Below are 19,745 nucleotides of genomic sequence, written 5' to 3'. Positions count from 1 at the left end.
GAAATCACGCGAAGGGCGGCCATTCGGCCGCCCTTTTCGCATGGATTAGGCCGCGAGCGGCAGTTGCTCTTCGATCGGGGTCGGGGTCACAGTATCGGCGACCTCGGCCTGGGCCTTGGCGAGACCGGCGATATAGCGCTCGGCAACCACAACATCGCGACGATAGGCGAAATAAAGCGACAGCAGGGAAAACATCTTACAGCCTCGATAGTGAATTGCTGCATTGCAGCATCACAATCCATCTGCGCTTCGGCGGGCTGTTTCGCAAATGCAATACGTTCGAAGGCGATTGCAGGAAATGTATCTCCCCCGCACCGGACAAGGTCCGCCTTGATCCGGGATTCCGCTTTTTCCTGGGCGGCCCTTGAGAAAGAGGGAGGCGGCCAAAAATGGACGTAACAATCCTCCCTGTAAGGGGAGGATCAAATTTACCTCTGCTCCTTCTCGGAGGCGTTCAATCAAGAAAGAGCCGGCGGATCACTCCGCCAGCTCTGCTTCTTCTCATACGTCAGGCTCAGCTCAATCGGTCAGCGCGGTCGGGACTTTGCCGCCATTCTTGGCCAGTTCGCGCATCACCGCTTTGTGGAGCCAGATGTTCATCTCCGCGCTTCCGTCAAGCGCGCCGGTATAACCCAGTTCCGTGGCCAGCTCCTTGCGGTTGCCCAGGCTCGAATCGATGCCGAGCAGCTTCATCAGATCGACGATCGAGCTTCTCCAGTTCAGCGTGCTCCCGCTACTGGCGGCCGTCTCGCTCAGGATCTTTTCCACATCGACTTCGCCGATCGCAACAGGCGCGGCCGGGGCAGCGGCGCCCGCCGGTGGCGCTGCGGGAGCAGCCGGGGCGGCCGCAGCCGCTTCAGGTTCCTTCTTCTTGCCGAAGATTGCATCCTTGATCTTGCCGAAAATGCTCATGGGCTACTCCTTCCTAAGATCAACCCACCGCAAGTAATCATCTGTCGACTCGCAAGCGGTGACGCGATCCAGCCACTATGTAAAGTAATCGCGTCGCTATCGCGACTCATGCTAACGTGCCGGGCCGACTTATCGGCGGAGAGACGGGACTGGGAGGGTATCATGGATATTCAGGCGATAATCGGTCAGGGCGGCGGCATCGACGCAATTGCCAGCCAGTTGGGTGTTCCCGCCAATGTGGCGCAATCGGGCGTGGCGGCATTGCTGCCCGCCGTGCTCGGTGGTTTCAAGCGATCGGCACAGGATCAGCCGGCCGGTGTCGAAGGCCTTTTGGGCATGATCGGAGGCCTGGGCGGCGGCGGCCTGTTTGAAAATGTGGTGGGGACGCAACCGACTGCAGTGGATTCCGGCAATGCCCTTCTGGGGGAAATGTTCGGGTCCAAGGAAGGATCGATAGCCGTGGCGCAGCACGCTTCGGCAGCAAGCGGCATTGACACCTCCATCCTCAAGAAGATGTTGCCGATGGTCGCGATGCTGGTGGCCGGCGCGATGGCCAAACAGGCCGGTGGCGCGGTGGCGGGTGGCGCAGGCGGCGGCCTCGGCAGCCTGCTTGGCGGGTTGCTTGGAGGCGGAGGCCTGGGCGGTATTCTGGGTGGAAAGCCGGGCAATGCGGGCCAGGCGCCTGCTGCCGGAGGCATTGGCGGACTGGGTTCGATGCTGGACCTCAATGGGGACGGCAATCCTCTTGACGATATTCTGGGCATGGCCCGGAAATTCACCGGACGCTGATCCCGCCATTTAAAAAAGGGGGGAGGAGCATGGCTCCTCTCCCCTTTGCACATCCGGATCAGCTCCGGAGCGTTTCCACATTGAGCGGAAACGCTCCGATCTTTCGAACCGGGTTGATGACCGTCAGGCTACCCGGCCCCTGACCAGCCTGTAGATCCACAAAAGGATGATAGCACCCGCGGTCGCCAGCAGGATGTTGACGATATTGCCGCCAGAAATGCCGATTTTGGAGCCGATAAAGCCCCCCAGCAAGCCGCCGACGATCCCGATCAATATCGTGACGATAATCCCGCCGGGGTCTTTTCCGGGCATGATCCACTTCGCAAGGGCGCCGGCGATCAGGCCAACGACAATCCAGCCGATAATCCCATACTCCATTCCTGTTCTCCTGCTTGCGTCGCCCATTACTACCGACAATCAAGACCCGCCAATGGGCAGCGGCGGTTCCTTTCCTCCATCGGATGCCCCCGATGAAATTGCGCGCATACGCCGCCAGAGACGGCGCAGCAGCAACAGGACGGCAATGGCTGTAACGGCCAGAAACAGGGCAATGATTATCGCCATCACCGGGTTATAGAGCGCGAGCAGCAGCAGCGTGCCCGTCGCGGTATCTTCCACAGCGGACACAGCGACATTGCTCACGGGTTCAGGGCTGGTATTGACGACGGCGCGCGTGCCCGCCTTCGCCCCGTGGGTCAGCAGCGCCGCGCTACCGCCGAGTAGCAGGCTCACAACCTGCCATGTCGGGTCCCGTGGGTCGACGATCGCCATGGCGAGCAGAGCGCCGCCGATCGGGCGTACCAGCGTATGGACACCGTCCCACAGGGAATCCAGCCACAATATCTTGTCCGCGAAAAATTCGGCAATCAGTCCGACTGCGGCTACCCCGATCACCCACGGATTGGCGAGGATGGCAAGGCCATGGAGATGTTCGGGCAGCGCGATCCAACCGGTTCGCATGGCCAGACCCGTGGCAAATATGCAAAGATATAGCCGCCATCCAGCCAGAAGGCTGACACTGCTTGCCAGTCCGATAAGCGCCAGCGCGTCTATACCCGCCTCCCCTGACCTAAGCCATCCTAACCTATTTTACGGCATCCTACCAGAAGTGGCGCAATGCCGCCTGCCGCACACAAGAAAAACGCCCCAACCGCAGGGTTGAGGCGCTTTCATCCACAGCAAAGGCGTGGATCAGCTCAGGTAATCAGGCCGCCCGACGCGCCTTGTTCAGCTTCTTCAACAACATGTCGCGTTTCAGGCGCGACAGATGATCGATGAAGAGGATGCCTTCCAGATGGTCCATCTCATGCTGGAGGCAGGTGGCCAGCAGGCCTTCAAGCTGTTCTTCATGGATGCGGCCTTCGCGGTCCATCCAGCTCGCGCGGATCACCGCGGGACGTTCCACTTCGGCAAACTGGTCGGGGACCGACAGGCAGCCCTCATTATAGACCGACAGGTCTTCCGACCCTTTCAGGATTTCCGGGTTGATGAAGACCATCGGCTTCTTGACCGGCGGCGCGTCTTCTTCGTCCGATTCGGGTTCCTGCAGGTCGATCACCAGCACCCGCTTGGGCACGCCGACCTGGATCGCGGCCAGGCCGATGCCCGGCGCGTCGTACATCGTTTCGAACATGTCGTCGATCAACTGCCGCAGATCGTCGTCGATCGCCGCGACAGGCGTGGAAATGGTGCGCAACCGAGGATCGGGCGCTTCAAGGATCGGTAGAATGGCCATGCGCCGAACATAGATGGAACGACGGGCTATTTCAAGCGACCGGCCTATCCGACCGGCCTTCTCGCCCGCAATGCCTGGGCCAACGTGCCTTCATCCAGATAGTCCAGTTCGCCGCCGACCGGAACGCCATGGGCCAGTTGGGTCAGGCGGATGGGGAAGCGCTCCAGCCGCTCGGCCAGATAATGGGCGGTGGTCTGCCCCTCCAGCGTGGCGTTCATCGCCAGCACCACCTCATCCACGCCACCCTGCTCCAGCCGCGCCACCAGCGCGTCGATGGTCAGGTCCTCCGGCCGCACCCCCTCCAGCGCGGAAAGCCGACCGCCCAGCACATGAAAGCGGCCGGGGAAGAGGCGCGATTTATCCAGCGCCCACAGGTCGGCGACATCCTCCACAACGCAAAGCGCGCGGGCGTCGCGGCGCGGATCGGCGCAGATGCCGCAGGGATCGACCGTGTCGACATTGCCGCAGACATGGCAGGTGACGAGCCGGTCGTTCACCGCCTCCAGCGCGCGCAGCAGCGGCTCCATCGCGCCTTCGCGTTTCTTGAGCAGGTGCAGCACCGCGCGCCGCGCCGAACGCGGGCCAAGACCGGGCAAGCGGGACAGCGCCTGGGTAAGCGCTTCGATTTCGGGAGAAGCCATATCGTGAGATAAGGGGTTGCAAGTCGGGGAGACAAGGGGTTTGAGAGGCCACCATGCGTATCATCTATATGGGCACCCCCGATTTCGCCGTCCCGGCACTCGACGCACTGATGAAGGCGGGGCACGATATCGCCGCTGTCTACAGCCAGCCGCCGCGCCCGGCAGGCCGCGGCAAGGCGCTGCGCCCCTCCCCCGTCCACGTCCGGGCGGAGGAATTGGGGATCGAAGTCCGCACGCCCCTTTCGCTCAAGGATGCCGATGTGCAGGCCGCCTTTGCGGCGCTGAAGGCGGATGTCGCGGTGATTGCCGCCTATGGGCTGATCCTGCCGCGCGCCATATTGGATGCGCCGCGCCATGGCTGCATGAACATCCACGCCTCGCTGCTGCCGCGCTGGCGTGGCGCCGCGCCGATCCAGCGCGCGATCCTGACGGGCGACAATGTCACCGGCGTAACGATCATGGACATGGCGGCAGGCCTCGACACCGGGCCGATGCGCGCAAAGCATATCACCCCGATCGAGGACAAAACCGCCGGCGCGCTGACCACCGAACTGGCGCGGGCCGGCGCGGACCTGATGGTCGAAGTGCTCGACGACATCGCACTCCATCCGGCCATGGTCCAGCCTGAAGAAGGCGTCACCTATGCTGCCAAGATCGACAAGACCGAGGCGCGCGTCGATTTCGCGAAGGGCGCGCATCAGGTCGAACGGCAGGTCCGCGCCTTCAACCCCTTCCCCGGCGCCTTCTTCGAATATCGCGGCGAACGCTTCCGCATCCTCACCGCCCATATCGAGCATCATGCGGGAACGCCGGGCGAATTGCTGGACGACAGTCTGCTGATCGGCTGCGGCCATGACGCAATCCGCCCGACGCTGATCCAGCGCGCGGGCAAGGCGGCGATGACGCCGGGCGAATTGCTGCGCGGCTATGAGATGCCGGCGGGGAGCCGGGTGGATGGGTAAATGCTACCTCCGTTCGCTTCGAGCGTGTCGAGAAGCGGCTAGCGCTGCGCCACAGCTTTCTCGATTTCGCTCGAAACGAACGCCCCCTATCCTATGACCCGCTTCGCTTTCACCGTCGAGTTTGACGGCCGCCCCTTCATGGGCTGGCAACGCCAGGCCCATGGCCCCAGTGTGCAGCAGACGATCGAGGACGCGATCTTCCACGTCACCGGCGAACGCGCGGTCATCCACGCCGCCGGCCGCACCGACGCGGGCGTCCATGGCCTTGCCATGCGCGCCCATGCGGACATTGCAAAGGACATCGCCCCCTTCCGCCTGATGGAGGCGCTGAACGCGAAGATGCGGCCCGATCCGGTGACGATCCTGGCGTGCGAGCCGGTCGCCGACGACTGGCACGCGCGCTTTTCCTGCATCGGGCGATCCTATGTCTATCGCATCGTCAATCGCCGCGCGCCGCTGACGTTCGAACGGGGACTGATGTGGCGGGTGGTGCAGCCGCTCGATACCGGCGCGATGGATGTGGCGGCGCAGATACTGGTGGGACTGCACGATTTCACAACGTTCCGATCGGCCCATTGCCAGGCGGAAAGCCCGGTCAAGACGCTCGACCGGCTGGCGGTAGAGCGCCAGGGCGACCGCGTCGCCATCCATGCGGCGGCACGATCCTTCCTGCACCATCAGGTGCGCTCGATGGTCGGATGTCTGGCGCTGGTCGGCATGGGGCGGTGGACACCGGATGATCTGCGCGCGGCGCTGGACGCGAAGGACCGGGCGACGCTGGGCCTCAATGCGCCGCCGGACGGGCTTTATTTCGTTCGGGCCGATTATCCGGGCTGACTAGAGGCTGGTCTTGAAGGGCGTGAAGTTGGTGGCTCCATCGTAGATGTCCAGCCCCTCGCGCCGCTTGACGAACCCTACCACCGCATAGGTGACGGGCGTCAGCACCGCTTCCCACAAAACCTTCATCGCCCAATTCGTGACCATCACGGTCAGCACCTGCGCGTTGGTCCATTCGCCATAGAAAGCGAGCGGATAGAAGAGCAGGCTGTCGACCCCCTGCCCTACCACGGTCGAACCGATGGTGCGCGTCCACAAATATCGGCCCTGCGTCAGCAGCTTCATCTTGGCGAGGACGAAGCTGTTGACCAGTTCGCCCGCCCAGAAGGCGCAGAGCGAGGCGAAGACGATCCGCCAGGTGCTGCCAAACACCGCCTCATAGGCTTTCTGGTCGGGCCAGCCATCGGCCGGGGGAAGCGCAACGACCACCCAGCTCATCAACGCCATGAACAGCATCGCGGCGAAGCCCGCCCAGACGCAGCGGCGCGCGCGGGCATAGCCATAGACTTCGGTGAGCACGTCGCCCAGCACATAGCCCAGGGGAAAGAAGAGAATGCCCGCACCAAAGGTGAAGCCGCCCAGGGTCGAGAGCTTGGCCGCGCCGATCAGGTTGGACAGCAGCAGGATGGCAACGAACGCCGCCATGAGGAAATCATAATAGCGCAGCGGGCGCGTGCCCAACTGCCCGGCATCGACCCTGCGAAGCGTCCCCTTGCTCATGCGACCATGCTTATCCTGTGGTCAGGTGATTGCAAGCAGTGGTAACGCCCGCTATCGCGACAGGCGGCACGGCCCCGTAGCTCAGTTGGATAGAGCATCCGCCTTCTAAGCGGATGGTCGCAGGTTCGAATCCTGCCGGGGTCGCCAACGAAAAGATACATTGGCGCTTTGCGTTTCTGAGGGGCATATTGTGCTCACCGAACGCAAGACACAACCTATCATTTTCAACGGTTTCCAAGGGGCGCACGCATGACGGCGCTCTCCTTCGGTGACATCGCTGGCGCCTTTGCAGACCGCAAAGACCCCGACCGCAAACGCACTCCGCGTCGCAACAGCTACGATATCGATGACAAGCGCGCGCAGGTTTTTCAACCTGTCCGCCATGGCTGGGACTGGATCGGTGCCGTCCTTCAGGCATTTGACGAGTTGCTGCATGATCAGCGCGTCACCCGCTACAAGGAAAGTGATCGGCTTCAGGATGGCGACCGCCGAATCCTACTTAGCTTTCTCAAGCTGATGGATTTCAAAACCGGGCAACTCGACCCGAGTTATCAAGAACTCGCCGATCGCGCGGGCTGTCATCGCGCCACAGCTATCGAGGCGTGCAAGCGATTCGCGAAGTGGCTGGGCCTTCGCTGGGTCCGCCGCACGATCGTCGCTGAAACAGTCGGCCAGGCTGGCCCCCAGCGCGAACAGATTAGCAATGCCTTTTATTTCGACATCAGCCAGGCTCCCAGACGGGTCTGGGCAACGTTCAAGGCGGCAATGCGTCGGAAGCTCATCAAACGGCGCGGGAAGGCTCCAGAAGGCCTGCAATCGCAGCCTAAGAGGGCTGACGATCCCACACTCATGTCGCGTTTAAATTCTTTGGGCAACGCCCTCGAACAGCGGGATAGCGCTAGTCGGAAGTCCCGACACTATCCAGGGGTAGAAGATTAAAAGGGCGATGGACTTGCTTCGCAAGACGTAATTTGAGGGGACCACCATCATCGTTGCCTGGAAAGGCCATCAAGCACTCCCGACGCGCCGTCGGGGGCCGGAGCCGCTTGCGCGTCTCCGGGGGCTTCCCAGGGGGAGCCCAGGTGAAAACGAGTGCATTTCACGATAGTCGCGCAAGCGGCGCTGTAGCTGCATCAAAATGCATCAGCGTAGCTCAGCCTTCGAGCCGGCTTCGGCCTAGGACTTAGGCCGTCTCGCGGCGATAGCCGCCACTGCATCAAAACCGACATAAAAAGTGCGCGGGCGAGGCGGGGGAATAAGCGCGCGAAATGGGGTCGCGGCCCCGCCGGCGCACCGATGGGCTGGACCGCCCTCCTCGATCGCGCGTCGGGCCAGCCCTTCGCACCATATGTCACTTAAATGTTGATACATCGCTCATCGTCACATATAAGTGACAACATGGAAAGGATGCAGACTCCCGCATTTGCCGAATGGTTCAGCGGCCCAGATACCCTGAACCGCCCTAGCGTTGATTGTACCAATTGGAGGAAATGGAGATGACTATCGAACTGACCCGCTTCGATGCGACAGAACATATCTCAGAGCCGGAGGATCAGGCCGAACTGCTGGCCGATGCCCTTGCGTCCGGCGATGTTCATACGATCGCTGCCGCCATCGGCATTGTGGCCCGCGCACGCGGCATGACGGAACTGGCGAAGGAAACGGGCATCAAGCGCCAGGCTCTCTATCGCGCACTGAGCGTTGACGGAAATCCGACCCTGGAAACGATGCTAAAGGTGCTGCCCGCCCTGGGCCTGCGGATGAAGTTCGAAGCGGCGGCCTAAGCCGCCGCCTTCACCCGCTCGGCAAAGCGCACCACCTCGAACCCCAGCGCCTCGTTGAGTTCGAGGAAGACGGACTGCAACGGGCCGATCTCCAGTTCGAAGAAAGCGTCCGTGGCCTTGGTCACATCGCCAAAGCCACCCGTGTTGGCCGGAACGATGCCCAACAACTGCGGCGGCACCCGATGCGCGGCCAGCACATCATCGCGCGTCGTGTTCTTGATCCCCAGAAATTCGTCGTTTGCGCCCACCTGGGCGATCGGCAACAACTTGATGCCATTTTCCTTGCCGTTAGGCGAATGGACGAACAGGTTGCGGAAATTCCCCGGTCCCTTGGATTTTTTCAGCGCATTGCGCATCCCGTCCACATCGCCGTCGGCAAACTCGCCGGTGGCATAGAGGATATAGCCAGCATGGCTCCCATTCTCGAAATAGCGGCGGCGGAACAGGGTGGCGTTCTCATTGAGCAGCGCGGATTGCAGCGCTGAGAGATATTCGGGCAGGCCATAGATTTCCTGATTGACGTCCGGGGCCATCAGGTGGTGGACCGTGCCCCGGTCAAATTCACTCTCATTCTGGAATCCCGGCACCCACCAGAAACGGCCCGGCTCGACCCCGCGCCGCATATATTTGGCCAGGACATGGTCAAGCCGCATCACCCCGCCAAGCCGGTTGGAGATCGCCTGTACATAGGCATTTCCCATCACCAGATAGTCCTGCACCAATCCCGCAAAGGCTTTACGCGACAAATAGGGCGTTGGGTCCAGGCTGGCCGCCAGCATGTTGCGTTTGAGGATGATCGCGCTCGAATGATGGGGGGACGCGCGATAGGCACGGGCGAGGCCATCCAGCGATACCGGCGGCTCATACCAGCGCTGGTTATGCCAGCATTCCAGCATGTCCAGCATCGTGGCCCGGCTCAGCACCGGTTCGGGATCGCCGAAGGTGAAGGCCTCGATCGCGCTCGATCGGTTGTCATTGGCCGCGGCGACCGACTCCCGGCGGTTCATTCCCAGGGTCTTCTGGCGGCGTGCGCGCTTGCTCATTCGAAAATCTCCATCTTGCCCTTGGGCACTTCCTTGCCGTCGAGCGGTTCGTTCATGAGGATGTGCATGGTGGCCCAAGCCAGATCGGCATGGCCGTCATTGCCGCCGCGCCCGGCCTTGAAGGTGACGTTGCGCCCGCTGGTGGTCAGGGTCTTCTTGATCGATACGAAGGCCGACACGATGTCGAGCAGACCACTGTCGAAGGCGAGACGGCCCCGGCGGATAACGTTCTGCGCCTTCATGATCATGCCCGCTTTCAGTTCCAGCGAATATTCGATTTTCGCGACCGCGCAGACCGGCAGCGCGCCGACCTTGGCGAGCAACTGATAGACGCCCGCACCGACGCCCTTCGCGTCGACGCCCAGATAGGAGCAATTATAGCGGGACAACACCGCCTTGATGAATTCGGCCTGCTGCTCGAAATCGAGACCGCGCAACTGGTGGCGTTCAAGGATGCGGAACTGCCCGCCCTCGATCAGCGGCGGCGCAGCGATCACCAGGGCAGCATTATCCCCCGTCTCGCTTTCCTGCGGATCATAGCCCGCCCAGACCGACCGATTGCCATAGGGCCGCGCCGCTTCCGGATTGAAATCCGTCCATTCGACCAGGCTGTCACAGCCGCAGGCGATCATGTCGTTGAACTTGAAGGCCGACAGACTGTCATCCACGAAATCGCACAGGAACAGGTTGGCGAATTCGTCGGGCGCGTACTCGTCTTCCAGTTCCTCAATATCGAACAGGTCGCACCCGCCCGCCTCGGCATCGCGGATATTGACGATATGCCGCCATACGCGATCCGGTCCGACCATGCCGGCCGCCAGCGCTGTATGGCTGACGTCGATCGTGATCCGATCTTCCTTCTTGCGCCGCCGGTTGCGGCGCTCGCCGGTCCAATAGGGATAGGCCGGGTGCGCGACGCTCGACGGCGTCGAGAAGTAGGTTTTGCGCCACTTCTTATGGGTCGCCATGCCCGACGCGACCTTGTTCAGTTCCTCAAACGAATGGACCCAGAAAAATTCGTCGAAATAGAAATTGCCGTGGCGTCCCTGGGCGGTGCGGAAATTGGTGCCCAGGAAATGGAGTTCGGCCGCCGCCTCCTCCGCTGGCCGCAGATCCGACGTGATCAGCATCGGATCGCCCGTCAGCGTAACGCCGACCAGCTTGGCGAAGCTCACGATATAGGATCGGAACTGATGCGCCTGCGCCTTGGAGGCGGAGAGGAATATCTGGTTGCGGCCCGTCTCGATCGCGTCGATCAGCGCTTCGAAGGCGAAATAATAGGTCGCGCCGATCTGGCGCGACTTCAAGATCATGCGGGTGCGCTGATCCTTCGCCTGCCACCAGCGATGCTGATAATCATAGAGACCGTCGAGGAAGATGCGCTTGAGTTCGGCCGCTTGGGTCTCGGTGAAATGGTTCTTCTTCGCCTTCTTGCGTGGCCCGGCGTTGCGGTTGGCGATCTTGTCGTTGAGGTCGCCGGCATGGCCGCCGGGGGCATCGTGGCGACGGACGCGGGCCAGGCTTTCGATCTGGCGCGAAAGCGCGTCCATCTCGACATAATCGGCGCTGGTCTTCTTCTCCTTCGCGATCAGCGTCAGGAGGCGGATTTCAAGGCCGTCCTCGATTCTACGGATTGATGGCGCATCATCCCATCGATCGCGCTGCTTCCATGCCTCGATCGTGGCGCGAGGGATTGGCCCACCCTTGTCGTTGACCAGGCCGTGCAGCGCGAATTCGTCGGCGATCTGGGTGACGCCCCATCCGCGCCAATAGAGGCTGCGCGCATGACGGCGCGGATCGAACTGCCACATGGCGGAAGGTGCACCGGGCTGCGGAGGGGTTGGCCCAGAAGAGGATTGATTTGCCATTGCCGCGACCATGCCGCGCGTTTCTGCCCCTAATCATCGGCGTCCATTTGTAGAGGCCGCCTCTACAAATGGACCGACTTGAGAAAAGGCCGCCCAAACGCCCTTTTCTGTTCCCATCACCGCAGGGGCGCGCCGCCCCGCAACCACGGGAACCGGAACCGACCATGGCCAAGAGCAAATTTTTCCGCGTAGCCGTCGAAGGCCCGACCGTTGATGGTCGGGAGATCAAGCGCGAATGGCTGGAACAGTGCGCCGCAAATTATGCGCTGCAAACCTATACCGCCCGCATCAACTGCAGCCACATTGTCGGCTTAAGCGGCCTTCCGCCCTTCAACGCCTATGGCTCCGTCGTCTCGCTCAAGACGCAAGAAGTCGAACTGACGATCGGCGGCGAAAAGAAGACGCTGCTTGGCCTTTATGCCGAAATCGACGCCAATGATCAGTTGATCGACCTCAACAAGGCCGGGCAGAAGCTTTTCACCAGTTGCGAAATTCATCCCAATTTCGCGGGCACGGGCGAGGCCTATCTGGTTGGCCTGGCCGTCACCGATCAGCCCGCATCGCTCGGCACCGAGCCGCTGAAATTCGCGGCGCTCTCGCGCGCCAACCTGTTCACCAACGCCTGCGAAACGCAGATCGAAATTCTGGCCGCGCCGCTCGACAGCGACGCGATCGGCAAGAGCATCGGCGAATCGATCCTGGCCTTCTTCAAGAAGGAGAAGAAGGAGGAACCGGCTCCACCGCCGGCACATCCCAAGCCCGCCAATGACAATGGCTTTGACGTGGCCGCCTTCGCCACGGCGTTCGGTGCATCGGTCGCCGATCAGATCGCGGCAGCGACCAAGCCCGCCAATGATGCGGTCGCGGCCATCGGCGCCGATCTGGCCGCGCTAACGGCCCGCCTCGAAACGACCGAGCGGCCCGGTTCCTTCACCCGCGCGCTCGCCACCGGCGGCAATGCGGCGATCGTCACCGACTGCTGATCCCACCCGTCCCGCTCGCCCCCGCACTCAGGAGCCACCATGCGTAAAGAAACCCGCGTCGCCTTCACCGCCTATGTCAGCCAGATCGCGCTGCTCAATGGCGTCCAGGCCGCCGAAGTCACCGGCACCAAATTCACCGTCGCGCCCGTTGTCGAACAGAAGCTGGAAGAGAAAATTCAGGAGTCGAGCGACTTTCTGGGTTCGATCAGCGTCGTCATGGTCCCCAATCAGACCGGCGACAAGGTCGGCGTCGGCGTCACCCGCCCGATCGCGAGCCGCACCAACACCAATGCCGGCGACCGCCGCACGCCGACCGATCCGACCGACACCAGCGATGAAGGCGGCTACCACTGCCGCCAGACCAACTATGACACGGCGATCAAATATGCCAAGCTGGACGCCTGGCGTCACCGCCCTGAGTTCCAGACGCTTGTTCGCGACGCCATCCTGAAACAGCAGGGCCGCGACCGCATCATGATCGGTTTCAACGGCACCTCGGTCGCCCCAACCACGAACCGCGCCGACAACCCGCTGCTGCAGGACGTCAATGAAGGCTGGCTGCACAAGGTCCGCACCCGCGCGCCCGAACGCGTGCTGGACGACGGGGCACTGTCGACCGATCCCACCAGGGCGATCTATGTCGCCGCCGGCGTCGAAGTGGTCGATGGCGATGCAACCAACATCGACACGGCTGAGGCCGACTATGCCAACCTCGACGCCCTGGCGTTCGACGCGCTCGACCTGCTCGATCCCTGGCACCGAAGCGACACCGACCTTGTCGTCATTGTCGGTTGGAAGCTGGTCAAGGACAAGTATCTGAACCTTCTGCAGGGTGCCGGCGCGACCGCGACCGAAAATGAGGCCGCGCACCGCATCCTGACCCTGCCCATGCAGTTGGCCGGCAAGCGCGCCATCATCGTGCCCTTCTTCCCCGAAGACGCGCTGATGGTCACGAGCCTCGATAATCTGGCCATCTATGTACAGGAAGAAACCCGTCGCCGTCAGGTGAAGGACGAACCGGCGCTCGACCAGATCGAAAATTATGAATCGGTCAACGAGGATTATGTGGTCGAGGATTTTGGCCGCGTCGCCCTCGTTGAAAATGTCGTGATGGGCAAGAAACCGGCCTGATCGCCGGCTTCTCCTGCTCGCTCCCCCATCCCCTCCATCTGACAGGACACGCGCATGAGCCTTGCTCGCCGCCACCGTGAACGCATCCTCGCTGCCCAGACCATCACCGCAGCATTTGCACCTGCACATGGAGGGGCAACCGTCCCTGCTGCCGCACCTCTGCCGGCAGCGGGGACGGCCAAGCCTTCCCCGGCGGATATCGCCGCGCGGCAGATGGGCCTTCGCCTCACCCATGACCTGCGCCGCCTCAAGGAAATCCGTTCGATCGACATGAAGATCGCGGCCAAGCGCGAGATGCTGCCGGAATATCGACCCTGGGTGCAGGGCATCATCGCGGCTGATGCGGGCGTGGGCACGGGCCTTGCCGCCGAAGTCGTGCCGACCTGCATGGTCTGGCTGATCGATGTCGGCGACTATGACAACGCCATCAGCCTGGCTGAATTCGTGATGCGACATAGGGTCGCCATGCCGGCGCGCTACCAGCGCGACGCGGCGACTATCCTCATTGAGGAAATCGCCGATGCCGCGATCAAGGCGCAGGGCGCGAACGAGAGCTTCTCCCTCGCGACGCTGGAGGAAGTGGCCGACCTGACCGGCCATCTCGACATTCATGATCAGGTCCGCGCCAAGCTGCTCAAAGCGATCGGCGTCGAGCAGCTGGACAGGGGCGAAAGCCTGGTGGCCGAAGAGGGCAAGCCGGTCCTGCAACAGGCGCTGGCAAGCCTGACCGAGGCCCAGCGCCTTCATGACCGCATCGGCGTCAAGGACAGGATCAAGCGGGCGATCAAGCTGCTGGCGGCCATCCCCGCCGCCGCACCCGACCCCAACACCGAACAGGGCGGCGATAGCGCCGCCTGACAGGCTCGCCCCCGGCGCTCAGGGGCGGATCGCGCGATGCGGGAGGCTTTCGGGCCGCAGGGCCGCCATCTGACCCGATCCCCACCCCTGTATGCCGGCGGCAATATCGGAGAATTTATGACCATTGGTCTTGCCATCTGGCTCATCTTCAAGACGCTTGCCCTTTCGCTGGCCGCGCTGGCCTTCGCCGCCCTGGCGATCTGCGCCCTGGTCGGCGGTGTCCTGGCCGCCCATGAGGATGTGCGCCCACGCTGGATGCCATCCTGCGTCCTCGCCATCGGCCTCCTATCCACCATGGTCTGCATCGCGATGATGAACCGGCTCGCCCAGGTCATTCTGGCATGAGTTTCGTTGCCCGCCCTCCCGCCTCACAGATGGAGCAGCCCCCGGCAGAGGAAGTGCCCGTCATCAATGACGGCTTCTTCCCCGATATCGATCCCGTATCGATACGCGAAGCCGCGCGTATCCCGACCAGCATTACGCCTGCCCGCCTGCGCGCCGCTATCCTTGGCGCAATCATGACGGTAGAAATCGATCTGCGCGCCTTCGCTATGGCCTCGGTCGCCGCCGGTCATTCGACGCTGGCCGACGTGCCCGCGCCGCAACTGGACGGCCAGAGCGTGCAGATGATCCGCTACACCCGCGCCATCGCCCTCTATGCCAAGGCCGAACTGATCGACCGCCATCGCGATTTCGATACGACGGCCGCCGGCGGCGCGCAGGCGGATGAACTTGGCCCTACCATCGGCGAACTGCGCCGCGATGCGCAACATGCCGTGCGCGACATACTGGGCCGCACCCGCACACAAGTCGACCTCATCTGATGGCGACAACGCAGCGCCCCATAGCCCGAAAACTTGTGGCCCGGCAGGGCGACAAGCTGGACCTGCTGCTCTGGCGCGACGCTGGCCTTGGACCGGGAGAAATCACCCGCGTTCTCGACGCCAATCCGGGGCTGGCCGACCTTGGCCCCATTCTGCCGCTGGGGACCGTCATTACCGTGCCCGCCACCACCGACGCCGGCGCCACCCGCGTCCGCCCCCTCATTCAGCTTTGGGATTGAACCATGGAATTGCGCCCCTTTCTGGAATCGGCGAGCGACATCGTCGGATCGCTCTCTCCCTCGCTGATCGGCTCGGCCGTCGCCCAGGCATGGAAGCCGGCGCTGCCTTTCCGCCAGCGCTTCCTCCAATGGGTGGTTGGCTCGACGGTCAGCTATTACGCGACCATCGCCATCATCGCCGTGACCGACTGGACCGGCTTTGTCGCGCAATCGATCGCCTTCGCCATCGCCCTGTTGGCCTTCGACGCCACGCCCCGCATCGCGCGCGCCATCACCGACACGCTGACCAGCGTGCCGGGCCGCATCGCCGACCGCTTCCTGCCCAAGAAGGATTAAATCCCCATGCAGCTATCGCCCCATTTCACTCTTGCCGAGTTCACCGCGTCCGCCACCGCCAAGGCGCAGCGGATCGACAACACCCCCAATGCGGAACAGATCGCCGCCATGACGCTGCTCTGTACCAAGGTGCTGGAGCCGCTGCGCGCCCATTTCGGGCGGCCGATCCGTATCACGTCGGGCTTTCGCGCGCCCAAATTGTGCCTGGCGGTCGGTTCGTCCGTCTCCAGCCAGCACGCCAAAGGCGAAGCGGCCGATCTGGAAATCCCCGGCATCGATAATCTGACGGTGGCCAGCTTCATTCGCGACCGCCTGCCCTTCGACCAGTTGATCCTTGAAAACTATGTGCGCGGGCAGCCCAATAGTGGCTGGATTCATGCCAGCTATCGGGGTGGCCGGCTCCGCCAGGAGGTGCTGACCTATTCGCGCCGGGCCTATTTCAAAGGGCTGCTGGCATGATCGGCAAATCGCACCTCGTCATGGCCGCCGCGCTGGCCGCCTGCACGACAGGGATCGGCGGCTTCTTCTATGGTGCCAGCGTCGGCAGCGCGCAGGAACAGGCCGCGCAAAAGCGCGCCGACGCGGCGCGGGCGGCCGCCACCAGGGCGCTGCAGGGCCAGATCGACGCATCGAGCGAACGCTATCAGGCCAGCGAATATGCCCGGCAGGGCCATGTCAGGGAAATCCATCATGAAAGTCAGAAGGTCATTGAGCGTCCGGTCTATCGCAATGTCTGCATCGATGCTGATGGCGTCGGCCTGCTCGACCGCGCCGCCGCCACGGCCAACAGCGAAGATCTCTGGGGGATTGTTGGCGACACCCGCCCCATTGCCGAAAGTCCAGCGGACTGATGGGGGCGAGATGAGCGGGGCGCAGTGCCTCGGCAGTCTCATCGCCCTCTATGACGTCGCGGGCCAAATCCGCGCCACCCTGGTCGAATTGCAGGCGCAGGCCCGCATGGCGAATGCACAGGCGGATTGACGATGCGCAAAGCCGACAGTCTGCGGCAATGGCTCACCGCCTTCCTGCCGGAATTGAAAACCCATCCTGACCGCCTTCATATCTATGTCGAGGGCGGCCAGGTCGCCGCGCGCCGATCCGCGACCTTGTCGTTCGTCTATCGCTACACGCTCAAGGTGGGCCTGTGGGAATTTGCGGGCGACGCCGACGCCATCATGGTGCCGATGCTGGCATGGATCGAAAAGGAACAGCCCCAGCTCCTGCGCCGGGATGACGCGCAGCCCTTCGAATTTGAGGCGGAACTGCTGGATAGCGAAATGTCCGATATCCTGCTGTCGATCGACCTTACCGAAACCGTGCTGGTGGTGCCGCGCCCCGATGGGAGCGGCTATGACGTCCAGCATCCCCCCGAACCGGATTTTGGCGATGCCTTTGATGGCGTCACCGCGTCTTTCCTCCAGGGCTTTGGCAATGTGGACCTGCTGGTCGAAACCGACGATCCCGACGCCGTCCTGACCCCTGCCATACCGCCGATTGCCTGATATCCGGGGCATGACCGACGATCTCACCGAAATCGAACGGATCGCAGGCGCGCTGCTGCGCACCCTGTCATCGGGCGAACGCCGCGCGCTCATGCGCCGCATGGCCCGTAGCCTGGCGTCGAGCCAGCGGGAACGTGTTGCCGCCCAACGACAACCCGACGGCGCGGCCTTCGAAGCGCGCAAGGAAAAGCAGCCGCCCATGACGGGCCGGGGCGCGGCCTGCTTCCTCTATCCATCCAGCGGCGGCGGTGGCCCACGCAAGGTCGTCATGAAAAGCTTCACCTGGGCACCAGGCCGGATGATGACCGGGTTCGACATTGAGGCGGGCGCGATCCGCTCCTTCGCGTTCGACAAGATCGTCAAATGGCTCCCCGTGCCGCAAGAGCATCGTAGCGCTGGCGGCAGCAGCCTGCGCCGGCGCGGCGGCATCCGGCGCAAGGCGATGCTTCGGCGCCTCGCGAGCGCCCGGTTTCTGCGCAGTGGGACGGACGATCAGGGTTTCTGGATCGGCTTTTCCGGCAAGGCGTCGCAGATCGCAGGTGTCCATCAATATGGCCTGCGCGACAAGCCGTCATTGCGGGCGCAGGCGGTACCCTATCCCAAGCGCGAACTGCTCGGCGCGACGGCGGCGAATCGCGAGCATCTGCTCGATTTGCTCTATACCCACATCGCGGAAGGCTGACGAATGGCTGCGAAGGTGGATTTCGGACTAGCGGCTATTGCAGGTAATCGGACATTGATAAGCGGAAACGAATACCGCATCATCACCAAATGACGACCATGTTACGACGGATTGCAAGCTGGTGGCAAAGCCTTGACGCCGTACTAAAGATCAATGCTTTGGTATGCGCAGTTCCCATATTTATCATGCTGTTCACGCGCGGCCCTGAGACTGTCGGCCCCACTGGGTTTGAATATTCTATCCTCGAAATTTTAGTGCAGTGGTTCATCGGAGTTCCTGCACTCTTCCTTTTCGCACCTGTGGTTGGGGCATCCCAATTCGGACTTTTTTGGCTGGCGCGTCGTTCGCCTGACGCTTGGATGCGCTGGCTATTTTGCACAGCCGCGATAGCTTTATTGTATCCCTACCGCGAGTTTCTCCGAACCACCAATCTGACGGGAAGCTCCACTTCTGCCTTGGGAGCGATCTTTTACCCGCTATATTTGGCAATAGGAGCGCTGCCCATTGCCGCTGGCATTTGGTGGGTAAGGATCCGGTTTAGACGTGACGGTAAACTTTGAATGATGTCCGCTCATGGTCGTTATCCCCCGCGTGAGGGAGCGTGGAAGGCATCAATGATCTGTCGCTCGGCGACCCCTTGCTCCCGCGCCCAACCAATTATGTATTCGGCCAGATACCAGTCAATGGCCTCATTCGGCCGTGTCAGGCAAATCGAAAGTCGCATCCCGCTTTGGTCTTCCACCGCAAGTTCTCGGATTTTCGTCCACATTGCACTTTGCAGGCCCGTGTCGGCTGATTGGTCGCCACGATCAAAAGCTGCAAGCGCCTCACGCTGTAGGTCGTCAGCGAGATTGATGTGCTGATGGAGGGCACGAACGACCAGATGCGTCGTCGGATGAAGCGATCCGGCGTCGATTTCCTCGATAATGCTATCTGCCGCCAAATTCATGGGGACTATGCTGCCTGATAAGCAGAATGTCTGCAATTGAGCATCCATGTCAGCCCGATGAACGACGAAAACTGGTCGTTAGCGTATGGTCGGCCTCCCGATAACGATTTCCCACATGACGCCGTCCCGAGCATTGGCCTCAACGAATTGCAAAGCGGCGCTTTCGGCAGCCTGAGGGGAAATAGGATGAACTGACAAATCGAGAATCAGGTCAAGCAGTCCGATGTAGCCCTCCGGCACAATTTTGAAGCCGTCCACACCAAGCACCTGTTGCCCGCCTTGTGTGCTTGCTTTGATGCGCTCCAACGCATCTTGTGTGCTCAACATCTCAATTGACATCACTGCCTTGCATCCCGTTCTTCCGCTTTCAAGACAGTTGCTCTTCTGTGGCTATAGCCGCAAGTGGTTGGGTGTTGCCCGGCAGCTTCAATCCGGCGTCGAACCGTGGCGCGAACAGCTTCAGGGGATGGGTTGCGGACATGGGACAGGCCGGGGCCTTGATAGAACCGGCTCATCGGCATTGCGCCCAGCCAAGCCGCTCGAGCGAGATCATCGGCAAACCAATTAGCGGACATTCTGCTCATGACCGGGGCTGGGGTTTTCTCGCCATTCGCTAACGCCACCTCGAATAACCGCCTCTTGCGAACCCGACCTCAGAGGCTGGTTGCCCTTCGGCCGAAGCTGCGCTACCTCTATGAGAAGTCGAGAATGGAACTCTGCCGCGCTATTGCTCCAGTGATGTGGGACCACTATTTTCTGAGAAGCGTGGCGGTGCAGGAACACTGCATCGTTGTGTATGTTCACACTTCGAACGGCCAGTGGCTCGGGTAAGATGCCCAAAGCGACGTTGGAGAGCTGGTGAGCGTGCTACAAGGCAGAAGGTGATTTTTGTTTGTGTTCTGTAATGTGGCCAAGTAGGCGCGCGCAGGCACTGCGCTTTCGCGCAGGAG

Annotated in this window: 28 protein-coding genes and 1 tRNA gene; 18 read left to right on the top strand and 11 right to left on the bottom strand. The window is 62.1% G+C overall.

What is annotated here, in order from left to right; translation table 11 throughout:
- Window positions 1-45: 45 nt before the first annotated feature.
- Together MOK15_RS00770 and MOK15_RS00765 are read right to left on the bottom strand one after the other, a co-directional pair.
- On the bottom strand, window positions 46-195 hold the full coding sequence (locus MOK15_RS00770; protein WP_242929839.1) for a hypothetical protein: 150 nt from the start codon (window positions 193-195) through the stop codon (window positions 46-48).
- A gap of 324 nt (window positions 196-519) precedes the next feature.
- Window positions 520-912 carry a DUF3597 domain-containing protein gene (locus MOK15_RS00765; RefSeq protein WP_242929838.1) on the bottom strand — a complete coding sequence of 131 codons (393 nt, stop codon included), beginning with the start codon at window positions 910-912 and terminating at the stop codon, window positions 520-522.
- A 162-nt stretch (window positions 913-1,074) separates the two neighbouring features.
- Between MOK15_RS00765 and MOK15_RS00760 the strand changes: the two genes are divergently transcribed.
- Window positions 1,075-1,701 carry a DUF937 domain-containing protein gene (locus MOK15_RS00760; protein WP_242929837.1) on the top strand — a complete coding sequence of 209 codons (627 nt, stop codon included), beginning with the start codon at window positions 1,075-1,077 and terminating at the stop codon, window positions 1,699-1,701.
- A 123-nt stretch (window positions 1,702-1,824) separates the two neighbouring features.
- On the opposite strand, the gene MOK15_RS00755 is transcribed toward MOK15_RS00760, so the two are convergent.
- The 4 genes from MOK15_RS00755 to recR form a co-directional block, all read right to left on the bottom strand.
- Window positions 1,825-2,106, bottom strand: a complete 282-nt coding sequence (locus MOK15_RS00755) for a GlsB/YeaQ/YmgE family stress response membrane protein (protein ID WP_242929836.1) — start codon at window positions 2,104-2,106, stop codon at window positions 1,825-1,827.
- A 12-nt stretch (window positions 2,107-2,118) separates the two neighbouring features.
- Window positions 2,119-2,754, bottom strand: coding sequence for a DUF4126 domain-containing protein (locus MOK15_RS00750; protein ID WP_242932588.1), 636 nt, complete (start codon window positions 2,752-2,754; stop codon window positions 2,119-2,121).
- 151 nt (window positions 2,755-2,905) lie between these two features.
- Window positions 2,906-3,436, bottom strand: a complete 531-nt coding sequence (gene def / locus MOK15_RS00745; protein ID WP_242929835.1) for a peptide deformylase — start codon at window positions 3,434-3,436, stop codon at window positions 2,906-2,908.
- Window positions 3,437-3,480: 44 nt separating this feature from the next.
- A complete protein-coding gene (gene recR, locus MOK15_RS00740) occupies window positions 3,481-4,077 on the bottom strand; it encodes a recombination mediator RecR (RefSeq protein ID WP_242929834.1) in 597 nt (198 codons plus the stop codon).
- A 53-nt stretch (window positions 4,078-4,130) separates the two neighbouring features.
- Between recR and fmt the strand changes: the two genes are divergently transcribed.
- Both fmt and truA read left to right on the top strand, forming a co-directional pair.
- Window positions 4,131-5,039 carry a methionyl-tRNA formyltransferase gene (gene fmt / locus MOK15_RS00735; RefSeq protein ID WP_242929833.1) on the top strand — a complete coding sequence of 303 codons (909 nt, stop codon included), beginning with the start codon at window positions 4,131-4,133 and terminating at the stop codon, window positions 5,037-5,039.
- A 93-nt stretch (window positions 5,040-5,132) separates the two neighbouring features.
- Window positions 5,133-5,876: a tRNA pseudouridine(38-40) synthase TruA gene (gene truA / locus MOK15_RS00730; protein WP_242929832.1), complete on the top strand. Its 744-nt coding sequence runs from the start codon at window positions 5,133-5,135 to the stop codon at window positions 5,874-5,876.
- Here truA and MOK15_RS00725 read toward each other — a convergent pair whose 3' ends face one another.
- The gene (locus MOK15_RS00725; RefSeq protein ID WP_242929831.1) at window positions 5,877-6,596 is read right to left on the bottom strand and encodes a queuosine precursor transporter; all 720 of its coding nucleotides are present in this window, start codon (window positions 6,594-6,596) and stop codon (window positions 5,877-5,879) included.
- 70 nt (window positions 6,597-6,666) lie between these two features.
- Here MOK15_RS00725 and MOK15_RS00720 point away from each other — a divergent pair.
- The 3 genes from MOK15_RS00720 to MOK15_RS00710 all read left to right on the top strand — a co-directional run bounded on the left by MOK15_RS00720 (window position 6,667) and on the right by MOK15_RS00710 (window position 8,380).
- A tRNA-Arg gene (locus MOK15_RS00720) sits at window positions 6,667-6,743 on the top strand.
- A 102-nt stretch (window positions 6,744-6,845) separates the two neighbouring features.
- On the top strand, window positions 6,846-7,535 hold the full coding sequence (locus MOK15_RS00715; RefSeq protein WP_242929830.1) for a helix-turn-helix domain-containing protein: 690 nt from the start codon (window positions 6,846-6,848) through the stop codon (window positions 7,533-7,535).
- A gap of 557 nt (window positions 7,536-8,092) precedes the next feature.
- Window positions 8,093-8,380 (top strand): addiction module antidote protein, encoded by a 288-nt coding sequence (locus tag MOK15_RS00710; RefSeq protein WP_242929829.1) that lies wholly within the window; start codon window positions 8,093-8,095, stop codon window positions 8,378-8,380.
- On the opposite strand, the gene MOK15_RS00705 is transcribed toward MOK15_RS00710, so the two are convergent.
- Window positions 8,377-9,423 carry a phage portal protein gene (locus tag MOK15_RS00705; RefSeq protein ID WP_242929828.1) on the bottom strand — a complete coding sequence of 349 codons (1,047 nt, stop codon included), beginning with the start codon at window positions 9,421-9,423 and terminating at the stop codon, window positions 8,377-8,379. The two genes, MOK15_RS00710 and MOK15_RS00705, sit on opposite strands and share 4 nt — an antisense overlap.
- The gene (locus MOK15_RS00700) at window positions 9,420-11,234 is read right to left on the bottom strand and encodes a terminase family protein (RefSeq protein WP_242929827.1); all 1,815 of its coding nucleotides are present in this window, start codon (window positions 11,232-11,234) and stop codon (window positions 9,420-9,422) included. Before MOK15_RS00700 ends, MOK15_RS00705 begins: the two co-directional genes overlap by 4 nt.
- A 221-nt stretch (window positions 11,235-11,455) precedes the next feature.
- Here MOK15_RS00700 and MOK15_RS00695 point away from each other — a divergent pair, with 221 nt between their 5' ends.
- From MOK15_RS00695 to MOK15_RS00640, 12 genes are all read left to right on the top strand, one after another.
- Window positions 11,456-12,274 carry a GPO family capsid scaffolding protein gene (locus tag MOK15_RS00695; protein ID WP_242929826.1) on the top strand — a complete coding sequence of 273 codons (819 nt, stop codon included), beginning with the start codon at window positions 11,456-11,458 and terminating at the stop codon, window positions 12,272-12,274.
- 39 nt (window positions 12,275-12,313) lie between these two features.
- Complete coding sequence (locus tag MOK15_RS00690; RefSeq protein WP_242929825.1) at window positions 12,314-13,405, top strand: phage major capsid protein, P2 family; 1,092 nt, start codon at window positions 12,314-12,316, stop codon at window positions 13,403-13,405.
- Between the two features lie 54 nt (window positions 13,406-13,459).
- Window positions 13,460-14,263 carry a phage terminase small subunit gene (gpM, locus tag MOK15_RS00685; protein WP_242929824.1) on the top strand — a complete coding sequence of 268 codons (804 nt, stop codon included), beginning with the start codon at window positions 13,460-13,462 and terminating at the stop codon, window positions 14,261-14,263.
- Window positions 14,264-14,380: 117 nt separating this feature from the next.
- Complete coding sequence (locus MOK15_RS00680; protein ID WP_242929823.1) at window positions 14,381-14,608, top strand: hypothetical protein; 228 nt, start codon at window positions 14,381-14,383, stop codon at window positions 14,606-14,608.
- On the top strand, window positions 14,605-15,087 hold the full coding sequence (locus tag MOK15_RS00675; protein ID WP_242929822.1) for a head completion/stabilization protein: 483 nt from the start codon (window positions 14,605-14,607) through the stop codon (window positions 15,085-15,087). Before MOK15_RS00680 ends, MOK15_RS00675 begins: the two co-directional genes overlap by 4 nt.
- Before the next feature lie 35 nt (window positions 15,088-15,122).
- Window positions 15,123-15,326, top strand: coding sequence for a tail protein X (locus MOK15_RS00670; RefSeq protein ID WP_347567161.1), 204 nt, complete (start codon window positions 15,123-15,125; stop codon window positions 15,324-15,326).
- Window positions 15,327-15,329: 3 nt separating this feature from the next.
- Window positions 15,330-15,662 (top strand): hypothetical protein, encoded by a 333-nt coding sequence (locus tag MOK15_RS00665; protein ID WP_242929820.1) that lies wholly within the window; start codon window positions 15,330-15,332, stop codon window positions 15,660-15,662.
- Between the two features lie 6 nt (window positions 15,663-15,668).
- Window positions 15,669-16,121 carry a D-Ala-D-Ala carboxypeptidase family metallohydrolase gene (locus MOK15_RS00660; RefSeq protein ID WP_242929819.1) on the top strand — a complete coding sequence of 151 codons (453 nt, stop codon included), beginning with the start codon at window positions 15,669-15,671 and terminating at the stop codon, window positions 16,119-16,121.
- On the top strand, window positions 16,118-16,513 hold the full coding sequence (locus MOK15_RS00655; RefSeq protein WP_242929818.1) for a hypothetical protein: 396 nt from the start codon (window positions 16,118-16,120) through the stop codon (window positions 16,511-16,513). Before MOK15_RS00660 ends, MOK15_RS00655 begins: the two co-directional genes overlap by 4 nt.
- Before the next feature lie 132 nt (window positions 16,514-16,645).
- Entirely contained in the window at window positions 16,646-17,164 is a 519-nt protein-coding gene (locus MOK15_RS00650; protein WP_242929817.1) for a phage tail protein, read from the top strand.
- Between the two features lie 10 nt (window positions 17,165-17,174).
- The gene (locus MOK15_RS00645) at window positions 17,175-17,846 is read left to right on the top strand and encodes a phage virion morphogenesis protein (RefSeq protein ID WP_242929816.1); all 672 of its coding nucleotides are present in this window, start codon (window positions 17,175-17,177) and stop codon (window positions 17,844-17,846) included.
- Between the two features lie 89 nt (window positions 17,847-17,935).
- On the top strand, window positions 17,936-18,406 hold the full coding sequence (locus MOK15_RS00640; RefSeq protein WP_242929815.1) for a hypothetical protein: 471 nt from the start codon (window positions 17,936-17,938) through the stop codon (window positions 18,404-18,406).
- A 20-nt stretch (window positions 18,407-18,426) separates the two neighbouring features.
- Here the strand turns inward: MOK15_RS00640 and MOK15_RS00635 are convergent, their stop codons facing one another.
- Both MOK15_RS00635 and MOK15_RS00630 read right to left on the bottom strand, forming a co-directional pair.
- Window positions 18,427-18,795, bottom strand: a complete 369-nt coding sequence (locus tag MOK15_RS00635; protein ID WP_242929814.1) for a hypothetical protein — start codon at window positions 18,793-18,795, stop codon at window positions 18,427-18,429.
- A 78-nt stretch (window positions 18,796-18,873) separates the two neighbouring features.
- On the bottom strand, window positions 18,874-19,134 hold the full coding sequence (locus tag MOK15_RS00630; RefSeq protein ID WP_242929813.1) for a hypothetical protein: 261 nt from the start codon (window positions 19,132-19,134) through the stop codon (window positions 18,874-18,876).
- Window positions 19,135-19,745 lie beyond the last annotated feature (611 nt).

It is taken from the genome of Sphingobium sp. BYY-5 (assembly GCF_022758885.1).
Classification (GTDB): Bacteria; Pseudomonadota; Alphaproteobacteria; order Sphingomonadales; family Sphingomonadaceae; genus Sphingobium.
This window is presented reverse-complemented; position numbering and strand designations above follow the sequence as displayed.